This window comes from Actinokineospora bangkokensis (assembly GCF_001940455.1).
In the GTDB taxonomy this organism is placed as follows: Bacteria; Actinomycetota; Actinomycetes; order Mycobacteriales; family Pseudonocardiaceae; genus Actinokineospora; species Actinokineospora bangkokensis.
Genome location: NZ_MKQR01000028.1, coordinates 684675 through 697165, shown reverse-complemented (window position 1 = coordinate 697165; position 12491 = coordinate 684675). Strand labels below are relative to the sequence as shown.

Annotated in this window: 7 protein-coding genes; 4 read left to right on the top strand and 3 right to left on the bottom strand. The window is 75.8% G+C overall.

The genetic code is table 11. The annotated features are described in order from the left end of the window. Positions 1-340: 340 nt before the first annotated feature. Positions 341-1315 carry a neutral zinc metallopeptidase gene (locus tag BJP25_RS30235; RefSeq protein ID WP_143219378.1) on the top strand — a complete coding sequence of 325 codons (975 nt, stop codon included), beginning with the start codon at positions 341-343 and terminating at the stop codon, positions 1313-1315. Positions 1316-1318: 3 nt separating this feature from the next. Here the strand turns inward: BJP25_RS30235 and BJP25_RS30230 are convergent, their stop codons facing one another. Further along, on the bottom strand, positions 1319-1702 hold the full coding sequence (locus BJP25_RS30230; RefSeq protein ID WP_075978557.1) for a DoxX family protein: 384 nt from the start codon (positions 1700-1702) through the stop codon (positions 1319-1321). A 126-nt stretch (positions 1703-1828) separates the two neighbouring features. On the opposite strand from BJP25_RS30230, the gene BJP25_RS30225 reads away from it, so the two are divergent. The 3 genes from BJP25_RS30225 to helR all read left to right on the top strand — a co-directional run bounded on the left by BJP25_RS30225 (position 1829) and on the right by helR (position 5703). Beyond that, positions 1829-2893, top strand: coding sequence for a potassium channel family protein (locus tag BJP25_RS30225; RefSeq protein WP_233158338.1), 1065 nt, complete (start codon positions 1829-1831; stop codon positions 2891-2893). 31 nt (positions 2894-2924) lie between these two features. Further along, positions 2925-3428, top strand: a complete 504-nt coding sequence (locus tag BJP25_RS30220; protein WP_075978375.1) for a hypothetical protein — start codon at positions 2925-2927, stop codon at positions 3426-3428. A gap of 103 nt (positions 3429-3531) precedes the next feature. Then, complete coding sequence (gene helR / locus BJP25_RS30215) at positions 3532-5703, top strand: RNA polymerase recycling motor ATPase HelR (protein ID WP_198943632.1); 2172 nt, start codon at positions 3532-3534, stop codon at positions 5701-5703. Between the two features lie 292 nt (positions 5704-5995). Here the strand turns inward: helR and BJP25_RS30210 are convergent, their stop codons facing one another. Next, positions 5996-9280, bottom strand: coding sequence for an ATP-dependent helicase (locus BJP25_RS30210; protein WP_233158337.1), 3285 nt, complete (start codon positions 9278-9280; stop codon positions 5996-5998). Further along, a complete protein-coding gene (locus BJP25_RS30205; protein WP_075978374.1) occupies positions 9277-12462 on the bottom strand; it encodes an ATP-dependent helicase in 3186 nt (1061 codons plus the stop codon). The genes BJP25_RS30210 and BJP25_RS30205 overlap by 4 nt, the downstream gene beginning before the upstream one ends. Between the last annotated feature and the right edge of the window lie 29 nt (positions 12463-12491).

Sequence of the window (12491 nt, the reverse complement as noted above, 5' to 3'; positions counted from 1 at the left end):
GTGGGGTCCACAGGGGCCGCACGGCCCCGGGCAGTTCCCGCCCCACCAGGGGTACCCGAGCGGGCAGTTCCCCCCGCGCCCCCCGCAGTTCCCCCCGCCGATGCCGGTGGCCCCGCCGCCCGTCGCGCGGCCGATGCCCCTCGCGCCGGGGTACCCGCAGGGTCCACAAGGGACCGCCAGGTACCCGGCCCCGCCAGGGCAGCACGCCGCACCGTCGGGCCAGTACCCCGCCCCCGGCTACGGACCGCCACCGCCCGGCTACCCGCCGCACTTCGGTGGCCCCCCGCCGATGTGGCGCCCCCCGCACCCGCCGCCGCGCCGGTCGAACGCCGGTCCGATCGTGGCCATCAGCCTCGTGCTGCTGCTGTTCGCGGGGGTGGCGCTGTTCGGGTTCATAGCCGCGAACCAGCGGCACAGCCGCACGGCGGACGTCGGCTACCAGCGCCCGCCCGCCGCGCCGACGTACTCCGCACCGGAGGACCCGACGACGACCACCACCCGGACCACCACGACCACCACCCGGGCGGGCGCCACCACCACGCGCACCACCACCACGACCCGCTCCACCACCACGACGACGCAGTCGGGCCCCAAGCCCGTCTACACGCTGGCGGACAACCCGCTGTTCTCCGCGTCCAACGGCGTCAACGAGGTCACCTGCAACCTGCCCGCGTGGCGCAACGACCCCGCTTCCTCACAAGCCTTCTTCACGGCCGCGCTGCCGTGCCTGGAGCAGGCGTGGGCGCCCGCGATGCAGCGCGCGGGCCTGCCCTACTCCACCCCCGGCTTGCAGTTCCCCTCCGGCTCCACCTGGGAGAGCCCGTGCGGCTCGGCCAGCGGGGCGTCCTGGGCGGCGTTCTACTGCCCGCAGAACAACACCATCTACATGCCGTTCGAGGGGTTGCAGACCGACCAGAACGGCACCAAGAGCGGGGTCTACCTCGCGGTGTTCGCCCACGAGTTCGGCCACCACATCCAGGCGCTGTCCGGGGTGCTCGACGCGTACTGGGACACCCGCTACGAGGCGGGCGACCAGACCGCGCAGGGCCTGGAGCTGTCCCGGCGCTCGGAGCTGCAAGCGCAGTGCTTCGGCGGCATGTGGTTCGCGGGCGGGTGGAACGGCGGCGGCTCGATCACCGACCCGGTGGTCCGCGACATGCTCGCCGACGGCTACAACCGCGGCGACTGGAACCAGAACGTCCCCCGCGACCACGGCTCGCCGCAGCACTACGGGGCCTGGCAGGAGCACGGGTACAAGAACAACCGCACCGGCCCCTGCAACACCTGGGCGGCGGCCGCGGCCGACGTCAGCTGAGGGTCAGCGGCGGGCGGCGTCGCGGACGTTGAGCGCCCACGCCACCAGCGGCCACTGGAGCGGCAGCCGCCCCCACGCGATCGCCCGCCGCACCGGCGGCACCCCCTTGCGCTCCCAGTCGACGACCATCTTGACGTTGCCGGGGAACACCGCGACGAACAGCAGCGCCGCGAGCAGCCCGCCCAGGCGGCGGGTGCGGGGCACGGCCACCGCCAGCGCCACCCCCACCTCGGCCACCCCCGACAGCTGCGTCCACAGCCGCTTGCCGCCGGGCAGCTGCCGGGGCACCAGGGCGTCGAACTGCTTCGGGACGGCGAAGTGCAGGGTGCCCGCGGTGCCGAGCAGCACGGACAGCGCGATCGCGCGGCGGGAGTCGGTGGTGGCCACCAGCACACCCTGCCACGCGCGCGCCCGGCGACGGGCGATGAGCCTCACCACACGGGTTCCACCTGGTGCGGCTACCCTTCCGCGCGAGGCTCCGCGCGGGGCCAGCAGTCCTGGGGGGAGGCGCCGGTGATCAGGCCGAAGCGGGTGTTCGACAGCCTCGCGGACCGGGCCGAGCACGACCTCGTCGGCGTCATCCGGATGCCGGAGAGCAACGTCAGCCCGGTCACCTCGATCGCGCGCCGGGTGCTGTGGGCGGTGCTGGCGCTGCTGCTGGCCGTGGTCATCGTCTACCTCGACCGCGACGGCTACCGCGACGTCAACGAGGACGGGGTGTCGCTGCTCGACGCCTTCTACTACGCCACGGTGTCGCTCTCGACCACCGGCTACGGCGACATCACCCCGGCCAGCGACTCCGCGCGGCTGGTGAACATCCTGGTCATCACCCCGCTGCGGGTGCTCTTCCTGATCATCCTGGTCGGCACCACCCTGGCGGTGCTGACCGAGCGCTCGCGGCAGGCGTTCAAGATCCAACGGTGGAGGTCGAAGGTGCGGGACCACGTGGTCGTCGTCGGGTACGGCACCAAGGGCCGCTCGGCGGTGAGCGCGGTGCTCTCCGACGGCGTCGAGCCCAGCCGCATCGTCGTCGTCGACACCGACCAGGGCATGCTCGACGCGGCGTCGCTGCTCGGCCTGGTCACCGTGCACGGCTCGGGCACCCGCTCGGACGTGCTGCGGGTGGCGGGCGTGCCCAGGGCGAAGTCGGTGGTGGTGGCCGCCAGCCGCGACGACTCCGCCGTGCTGATCACCCTCACCGCCCGCGAACTGGCCCCGAACGCCCAGATCGTCGCCGCGGTCCGCGAGACCGAGAACGTGCACCTGCTCCGCCAGTCCGGCGCCGACCAGGTCGTCGTGTCCTCCGAGACCGCGGGCAGGCTGCTGGGCATGGCCACCCACACCCCCACCGTGGTCGACATGGTGGAGGACCTGATCACCCCCGACGAGGGCCTGGCCATCTCCGAGCGCGAGGTCGAGCAGTCCGAGGTCGGCGGCTCCCCCCGGCACCTGTCCGACATCGTCCTGGGCCTGGTCCGCGGCGGCAAGCTGCACCGGGTCGACTCCAGCGAGGCCGACGCCATCGAGGCGGGCGACCGGCTGCTCTACATCCGCAAGGTGACCCCGGCGGACGACTGACGCCCCGACCCCCGTCTGCGACCATCGAGCAGTGCGCGCCCGCCCCGCGCCGCCCCACCCGCTGCTCACCGCGGCGGCCGTCGCGGCACTCAGCATCGTGGTCGCCCTGGTGCTCGCCCTCCTCGGCGCCCTGGGCCACTGGTCCACGTCCGAGGCCGCGCTGACCCCCGCCTCGGCCACCGTCGTGCGCGCCGCGGGCTGCTCGTCCCCGGAACCCGAGCAGGTGCGCTGGACCGACGGCGCCGGGGAGCGGACGGCCTCGCTGGACGCGTGCGGGCACTCCGAGGGCGAGGTCGTGGAGATCGCGGTGGGGACCGGGGACGTGGTTCACCTGCTGTCGGCCAACGCGGGGTCGACCTTCGACGCGCGACCGGTGGGCGTGGTGCTGATGGTGTTCGCGGGCATCGGCGGCGCCGGGCTCGTGGAGCTGTGGCGGCGGACGCGCACCGCGCCGGGCGTGAAGCGAACGGGGCCTGGTCACGCGGGCGATCGCCCAAGGAGTAGAGGAACCACGTCCTCCCACTTCAACGTATAGCGCACCGGGGGTCTTGCCGCAAGACCCCGTGCGTGCCCCAGAATCGCCCGCCGAAGCGGGTGCCGGATGGGGGTGCCCCGTGGCAGGAGCAAGTGGGGAGCGCGTGGCTACCGAGGTGTACGAGGACGAGTTGCGGGCGGAGCGGGAGCACGTCCGGGGGCTCTACGCGCGGCTGGACGCGGAGCGGGCGCGGGCACGGGGGGTGCTGGCGGGCGCGCTGCGGGACGAGGGTGTGCCGATCGTGCAGCGGGACGACGCCGTGCGCATCGCGGGGCGGGAGGTGCGGCGGCTGGACGTGGCGGACAGCGGGCTGTGCTTCGGCCGCTTGGACGCGGTGGGCGGGGGCAGGCAGTACGTGGGGCGGATCGGGTTGTTCGACGAGGAGGACGACTACGAGCCCGTGCTGCTGGACTGGCGCGCCCCCGCGGCCCGCGCGTTCTACACCGCCACCGGGGCGCACCCGGAGGGCGTGCGGCGGCGCCGGCAGTTCCTCACGCGGGGGCGGCGGGTCGTGGAGTTCACCGACGAGGACTTCGCGCGGCCCGGCGGGGGCGCGCGGGGCGACGCCGCGCTGCTGGCGGCGGTGAACGCGCCGCGCGGGGAGGGCATGCGCGACATCGTCGCCACCATCCAGTCCGAGCAGGACGAGGTGATCCGGCTCGACCACCCCGGGGTGCTGGTGGTCGAGGGCGGGCCGGGGACGGGCAAGACGGTGGTGGCGCTGCACCGCGTCGCGTACCTGCTCTACACCCAGCGCGAGCAGATGGAGCGGCACGGGGTGCTGGTGGTCGGGCCCAACCCGGCCTTCCTGCACCACATCGGGCGGGTGCTGCCGTCGCTGGGCGAGTCCGACGTGGTGTTCACGACCACCGGGGGCCTGGTGCCGGGGCTGCGCGCCACCGCGGAGGACGACCAGGGGGCGGCGGCGGTCAAGGGGTCGCTGGGGGTGCTGGACGTGCTGCGGGCGGCCATCGCCGACCGGCAGTCCCTGCCCGCCGAGCCGCTGCCGGTCGAGCTGTCGGACGTGGCGCTGCGCATCGACGCGGCCACCGCCGAGTGGGCCAGGCAGGAGGCGCGCGACAGCGGGTTGCCACACAACCAGGCGCGGGCGGTGTTCACCGAGGTCATCACCTACGTGCTCACCGAGCGGGCGATCCCGCGGGTCGGGCGCGGCTGGGTCAGCCGCGACGACAAGGCGGCCTGGGAGGAGCTGCGCGCCGACCTGCTGGCGGAGCTGGCCGACGACGAGGCGTTCACCGCCGCCCTCGACCAGCTGTGGCCGGTGCTGACCCCGCAGGAGCTGCTGGGCGAGCTGCTGTCCTCCCCCGAGCGGCTGCGCGCCGCGGGGGCGCCCGCGTCGCTGCTGCGCGCCGACGGCGAGGCGTGGACGGTGTCCGACGTGCCGCTGCTCGACGAGCTGTTCGACCTGCTGGGCCCGACCGGCCCCGAGGACAGGACCGCCGAGCGGGAGTGGCGCGCGGAGGCCGAGTACGCCGCGGGCGTGCTGGAGATCCTGGCCGTCGACCGCCGCGACGACCTCATGGACGACGAGGACCACCTGCTCCCGCAGGACATGGTCTACGCGGCGGACCTGGCCGACCGCTTCGTCGAGCGCGACACCCGCGACCTGGTCGAGCGCGCCACCGCCGACCGGTCCTGGACCTACCGGCACGTGGTGGTCGACGAGGCCCAGGAACTGTCCGAGATGGACTGGCGCGTCCTCATGCGCCGCTGCCCCAACCGCTCCTTCACCATCGTCGGCGACCTCGCCCAGCGCCGCTCCCCCGCGGGCGCCCGCTCCTGGTCGTCCGTGCTCGACCGCTACGTCCCTGGCCGCTGGGTCTACCGCGCCCTCACCGTCAACTACCGCACCCCCGCCGAGATCATGGCCGTCGCCGCCCGCGTGCTGGCCGGGTTCTCCCCCGGCACCGAACCCCCGGAGTCCGTCCGCGCCTGCGGCGTGCGGCCGTGGGCCCGCCGGGTGCCCGAGGACGAGGTGGCGGCGGCGGTGGCCGAGTTCCAGCGGGAGGAGGCCGGTCGGGAGGGGACCAGCGTCGTGATCGGGCCTGCGTGCGTGCCGGGCGCAGTCGCCGCGGCGCAGACGAAGGGGTTGGAGTTCGACTCGGTGCTGGTCGTGGCCCCGGAGCGGATCCTGGCGGAGGGGGCGCGGGGGCAGGCGGAGTTGTACGTGGCGTTGACGCGGGCCACGCAGCGGTTGGGGGTGGTGCACTCGGGGGAGCTGCCTGAGGCGTTGGCGGGGCTGGTTCCTGGGTGATGCTGGGGGGCATCGGGCTTCGCCCGGATCTTTCGGGATTTGGGGGGCGGGCTCGATGGGGTGGTTTTGCTGGGTCGGGGCCCCTACGGCGATCATGCGCTGCGGGCGGGGAAAAGGCGGGCTGAAAAGACGCCCGCCCGTCCCGTTGGGTAGCACATGATCGCCTCCCCCGACCAAGCACAACCACCCCATCGAGCAGGGGCTTGGCCGGGCTTCCTGCTGCTTAGGGGGTTGCGCTGGTTTGAGGGGAAAGGCGGAAAGGCTGTGGGGGTGGGGGGTTGGGGGGGTGAAGCTAGTCGGGGGTGGGGTGGGGGACGGCGCGGAGGAGGGCTCGGAGGCCTTCGGCGTCGAGGAGGTCGGTGGGGTGGAGGGTGTGGTTGTGGCGGACGTAGTGGAAGGCGGCGCGGACCTTGGTGGGGGGGACGTCCTGGAGGGCCGCCCAGGCGAGGCGGTAGGCGGCGAGCTGGGTGGCGATGGGGGTGAGGTGGTCGTCGGGGGGGATGGCGCCGGTCTTCCAGTCGACGACGGTCCAGCCGCCGTCGGGGTCGGGGAAGACGGCGTCCATGCGGCCGCGGATGTTGATGCCGTCGACCTCGGTGGAGAAGGGGACCTCGACCTGGTGGGGGGTGCGGTGGGCCCACTGGCTGCGCTCGAAGGCCTCCTGCAGGGCCAGCAGGTCGTCGTCGGGGGCGGCGTCGGCGTCGGCGGCGCCGGGGAGCTCGTCGAGGTCGAGCAGGGCGGAGGAGCCGAAGCGGCGTTCCAGCCAGGTGTGGAAGGTGGTGCCGCGGCGGGCGGCGGGGTTGGGCGGGAAGGGCAGGGGCCTGCGCAGGCGGCGGGCCAGGGCGTCGGGGTCGGTGGCCAGCTCGACCAGCTGGCTCACCGTCAGGTGCTCGGGCAGGGCGACCTCCTCGCGGCGCCTGCCCGCCGCGGCCCGCTCGGCCAGCAGCACCTCGGTGTCGCGGACCCAGCCGAACGGGTCGTGCTCCTCGACGGGCTCCTCCCCCGCGCGCAGCGCCGCCAGCTCCGCGCGCACCAGCGCGGCGCCCTCCAGCACCGGCAACCGCCGCTCCCCCAGCGGGTCGGCGGGCCAGGACGCGGACTTCACCGCTGCGGCGAGCGGGTTCTCGGCGTCCTCGGCCGGTTCCGGCTCCCACACGTCGATCACCCCCGACGCCCACCGGCGGCCCGCGACGTACTCCGACAGCTCGGTGAGGAACGGGGACGGGCCCTTGCGGGACGTGCGCCCCCACCAGTGCCCGGACAGCAGCAGCGTGCGCTCGGACCGGGTGAGCGCGACGTAGAGCAGCCGCCGCTCCTCCACCAGGCCCCGCTCCGCGAACGCCTGCTTGTGCTCCTCCAGCAGCTCCTGGACCTCCTTGCGGTCCTGCGCCGACTCCAGGCGCAGCACCGGCAGGTCGGCGGAGTCGCCGCGCAGGGCCGCGGGCAGCTCGGTGACGTTGGTCAGCCAGCTGCCGCCGCGCTGGCCGCTCGGGAACACCTTCTCCACCAGGTGCGGGACGGCCACGACCTCCCACTCCAGGCCCTTGGCCGAGTGCACGGTGAGGATCTGCACCCGGTCCTCGGCGACCTCCACCTCACCGGGTTCGAGCCCGTCCTCGGCCTCCTCGGCGGTGGCCAGGTAGTCCAGCAGGGCGGCCAGCCCGGCGGCCGGGCTGGCCCTGGCGTAGTCGGCCACCACGTCGGCGAAGGCGTCCAGGTGCGCCCGGCCCGCGCCGCCGCGGCGGGCGGTGGCCTCGATGTCGAGCAGCATCGTGCGCTCGACGTCGGCCACCAGCTCCGGCAGCGGCTGGTCGAGGCGGCGGCGCAGCGCGGTCAGCTCGTGGCCCAAGGCGCGGATGCGGGCGTGCCCCTGCTCGGAGTACTGCTCGGCCGGGCCGGGGTCGTCGATGGCGTCGAGGAGCCCGGCCTGCTCGGCCCCCTCGCCGGGGATGGCGTCGGCCGCCCCCGCGGCGTCCGGCTTCACCGCGTACGCGCCCGCCAGCACCCGCGCCCGCCGCCACAGCGCGGCCAGGTCCGCCGCCCCCACCCGCCAGCGCGCGCCGGTGAGCAGCCGGGCGGCCGCGGTGCCCGCCAGCGGGTCGATCAGCGCGCGCAGTGCGCTGACCAGGTCGCGCACCTCCGGCTCGTCGAGCAGCCCGCCCAGGCCCACGACCTCGACGGGCAGCCCCCTGGCGCGCAGGGCGGCGGCGAGGTCGGCCATGTCCGAGCGGCGGCGCACCAGCACGGCGGCGGTCGGCGGGGTGCCGCGCTCGGCCAGCACCGACCCCCAGCGGTCGGCCACCAGGTCCGCGACCCAGCCGACCTCGGCGTCAACGTCGTCGAGCAGCGCCAGCTTGATGTCGCCGGGCGGGGCGCCGTCGCGGGCGCGCAGCTCGTCGACCTCCAGGCCCGCGGCGCGCAGCGGGGCGGAGACGGCGTTGGCGAGGTCGAGCACCTCCTCGGGGTTGCGGAAGCTGGTGAGCAGCCCGTAGCGGGCGGCGGGGACCTTGCGGCCGCCGTCGCGGCGGGGGAAGTCGGTGGTGAACCGGGGCAGGTTCGCCGCGGACGCGCCGCGCCAGCCGTAGATGGCCTGGGCCGGGTCCCCGACCGCGGTCACCGGCATCGGCTCGGCGTCCGGGTGCTCCAGGGACGCGCCGAACAGCGAGCGCAGCAGCACCCGCTGGGAGTGCCCGGTGTCCTGGTACTCGTCGAGCAGCACCGCCCCGTACCGCTCGCGCTCGCCCACCACCACCTCCGCCGACCCGGCGGCCAGCTGCGCGGCCAGCGCCATCTGGTCGCCGAAGTCGATCGCGCCCTCCTTGCGCTTGCGCGCGGCGTAGGCCTCCACCAGCGGCAGCAGCGCCACCCGGAACCGCTGGGCCAGCACCACGTCGCGCAGCTTCTCCGGCAGCTTCTCGGCCTGCCGCTTGGCCCGCGGCGCGTTCTCCACCGCCGCGCACACCGCCTCGGCGTGCGCGCGCAGGGCGTCGGGGTCCACCAGGTGCTCGGCCAGCTCGCCCGCCAGCGCCAGCAGCCGGGCGGTGACGGTGGCGGGCACCCAGTCGGTCTCCAGGTCGTTCGCCCAGCTCGCCACCACCCCGTGCGCCACCTGCCAAGAGCCGGTCTCGGTAAGCAGCCGGGCACCCGGTTCGACGGGCAGCCGCAGGCCGTGCTCACCGACGAGCCTGCCCGCGTAGGCGTGGTAGGTCAGCACGGTGGGCTCGCCCGCGTACACCGCCGCGCGGCGCTCACCGGAGGGGTCGAGGCGGTCGAGCAGGGGGGACCCGGCGAGGCGGCGCAGCCGGGCGCGCACCCGGTCGGCGAGCTGGCGGGCGGCCTTGCGGGTGAAGGTCAGGCCCAGGACGCGCTCGGGGGTCACCAACCCGTTGGCCACCAACCACACCACGCGGCCCGCCATCGTCTCGGTCTTGCCCGCGCCCGCGCCCGCCACCACCAGCGACGGCTCCGGCGGGGCGGCGATCACCCGGACCTGCTCGTCGGTGGGGGCGGGCAGGCCGAGCTCGTGGGCCAGCTCGCGCGGGGACACCAGGGCGAGGCCGGGCAGCGGCAGGCTCACTCGGTCACCTGTCGGCCGCTGGGGTGCAGGGGGCAGGCGGTGCGCACCGGGCAGCGCGGGCAGTCCGGGTTCTCGAAGGCGTCGTAGTGCGGGCCGACGGTGTTGGCCGCCGCCTCGCGCACGATGGACAGCCAGTGGTCGAGCACCTCGCCCTCCACCGGGTCCTGGACGCGCTCGGTGGGGTTGCCGTCCCGCGCGGGCTTGGCCACGTACACCAGGCGCGCGCCCCCGGGCACCTTGCTGCGGCCCTCGAAGGCGCCGTAGGCGACGGCGAGCTGGTAGACCGCCAGCTGCGGGTGCTCACCCGCTTCCCTGGCGGTGACGGGGCTCTTGCCGGTCTTGATGTCGATGATGACCGGGCGGCCCTCCTCGTCCACCTCCACCCGGTCGACCCGGCCGCGCACGGTGATGCCGTCGCCCAGGTCGACTGACACGTCGCGCTCGACGCCCACCTCGGTGAGCGTGGCGCGGGTGGCGTGCAACCAGGTCAGGAAGGTGTCGACCATGCCGCGCACCCGCTGCCGCTCGCGCCGGGAGAACCAGGGCGCGCCCGCGTCGACCCGGGTCCACGCGGTGTCCAGCTCGGCCATCAGCTGCTCGCGGGAGGCGCCGGAGGCCGCGGCCTGGGCCAGCGCGTGCACCAGGGTCCCGGTGATGGCGGCGAGCTGCGCGGGGTCCTGCCCGCCGTGCTTCTCCACCACCCAGCGCAGCGGGCACTTGGCGATCAGCTCGACGTTCGACGGCGACACCGACACCGGGCTGCCCACCGCGCGCAGCGGCTCCAGGGTGGAGACCTCCGACAGGCCGTACCAGCCCGCCGGGTCGGCGCCGGGGACGCCCGCGTCGGCGAGCCTGGCCAGCTGGCGGGCGGCCTGGCCGCGGTGCTCGGCGGCGGCGCCGGGGTCGCAGACGACCCGGCGCAGCTCCCCCACCAGGTCGGCCAGCACCAGCGCGCGCTGCGGCTCGGCCATCGGCACCGCGGCGTCGGGGTCGTCGGCCTCCTCGGCGCCCGCCAGCTCGGCGAGGAACCGCGACGGCTGCTCCTCCTCGCCGCGCACGGCGCTGACGAGCAGCTTGGCCCTGGCCCGGGAGGCGGCCACGAGCAGCAGCCTGCGCTCCTCAGCCAGCAGCGGCGCGGTCGCGGACAGCCGCTCCTCCTCGCCCACCCCGGCGAGCCGGTCGACCAACCGCTCCACGCCCAGCAGCGACCCGCGCAGCCGCAGGTCCGGCCACGCGCCCTCCTGCACGCCGGGCACCGCCACGACCGTCCACTCGCGACCGGTGGCGGCGTGGGCGGTGAGCACCGCCACGGCGTCGCCCTGCGGCGCGGAGCGGGCGAGCGTGTCGCCCGCGATGCGCTGCCCGATCAGGAAGTCCGCGAACGCCGCGGCGCTCGCCCCGGGCAGCCGCTCGGTGTAGCGCTCGGCGGCGTAGAACAGGCGCACCACCGCGTCGAGGTCGCGATCGGCCTGCGCGCCCACGGGTCCGCCGCGCGCGGCCAGGGCGACCCACCGGTTCTCCAACCCGCTGGCGTGCCAGACGTCCCACAGCACCCGCTCCACGGCGTGCCGCTGGAGCACGCCCTCGCGGGCGGTGTGCAGCAGGGTCCACACCCGGCGCACCGGGCCCGCCTCGGCGTCGCCCAGGGCGGTGAGCCGGTCCTCGTCGCGCAGCACCTCGACGAGCAGCTCGTCGCTGGACCGGTCGCCGCCCGCGGCCAGCTCCAGCCTGCGCAGGCCGCGGCGCAACCGCCGCAGCGCCAACGGGTCCGCGCCGCCGAGCTGCGAGGACAGCAGCATCTCGGCCAGCTCCACGTCCAGCTGCGCGGGTTCGGCGGCGCAGCGCAGCACGCCCAGCAGCGGCCGGATCGCGGGCTGCTGGGACAGCGGCAGCTCCTCCCCCGGCGCGGCCACGGGCACCCCGGCGGCGGCCAGCGCGCGATGCAGCACCGGCACCGAGCGGGTCGCGGAGCGCACCAGCACGGCCATGTCCCGCCAGGCGACGCCGTCGAGCAGGTGGGCCCGGCGCAGCTGGTCGGCCACCCACGCGGCCTCGGCGGCGGCGCTGGGGTGCAGCCGCACGGTGACGGTGCCGCCCTTGGCCTTGTCCTTGTCCGGCTTGCGCTTGCCGGTGCCGGGCAGCCGGGCCGCCAGGTGCGACACCGCCCGCCGCACCGCCGGGGACATCCGGTGCCCGCGGTCGAGGACGACGGTGCCGCCGGGCGGGTCGACCCCGCGCAGGATCGCCGGGTCGGCGCCGCGGAAGGAGAACACCGCCTGGTCCGGGTCGCCCGCGATGACGAACTCCTTGGCCGCCCCGCCGAGCGCGGAGATCAGCCGGTACTGCAACGGGTCGAGGTGCTGGGCGTCGTCGACGAGCAGGTAGCGCACCCGGTCGCGCTCGGCGGTGAGCAGGTCGGGGTCGGTCTCGAAGGCGATCACCGCGCCTGCCACCAGTTCCGCGGCGTCGAGGGCGGGTGAGCTGGTGAGGGCGACGGCGCTGTCCGCGCGGCCCTGCAGCAGCATGACCTCCTCGTACTGCCTGCCGAACCGCGCGGCGGCCACCCACTCGTCGCGGCCCTCGCGCCTGCCCAGCTCGGCCAGGTCCTCGGGGCCGAACCCGCGCTCGGCGGCGCGCAGCAGCAGGTCGCGCAGCTCCTCGGCGAAGCCGGGCACCGACAGCGCGGGCCGCAGCCGCTCGGGCCAGCGCGGGGCGCCCGCGGCCAGGTCGCCGTCGAGCAGGTCGCGGAACACCTGGTCCTGCTCGGGGCCCGACAGCAGCCGGGGCCCGGGTTCCTCGCGCAGCGCGGCTTGGGCGTGCAGGACCCCGTAGGCGTAGGAGTGCACGGTGCGCACCAGGGGTTCGCGGACCGTGCGCAGGTCGGTGTCGGGGTCGTGCAGGCTGAGCAGGTCGGTGACGCGGGCCCGCAGGTCGACCGCGGCGCGCCTGCTCGCGGTCAGCACCATCAACTGCCCCGGGTCGACGCCCCCGCGCAGGATCCGGTGCGCGGCCACCTCCGCGAGCAGCGTGGTCTTGCCGGAGCCCGGACCGCCCAGCACGCGCACCCCGCCCGCGGCCCCGAGCAGCACCCGCCGCGCGCCCTCGGCCCACCGGGACACCGGCCGGGGCGCCGCCGGTCTCCTGACCAGGCGCGGCGCCAGCGGTGACTTCCCGGGGGCCATCCGCCGATTGGACCACGCGCGCCCGCCCG

Excerpts from the sequence above, each read along its gene's own strand:
- BJP25_RS30205 (WP_075978374.1), bottom strand. The coding sequence starts at position 12,462 with ATGGCCCCCGGGAAGTCACCGCTGGCGCCGCGCCTGGTCAGGAGACCG.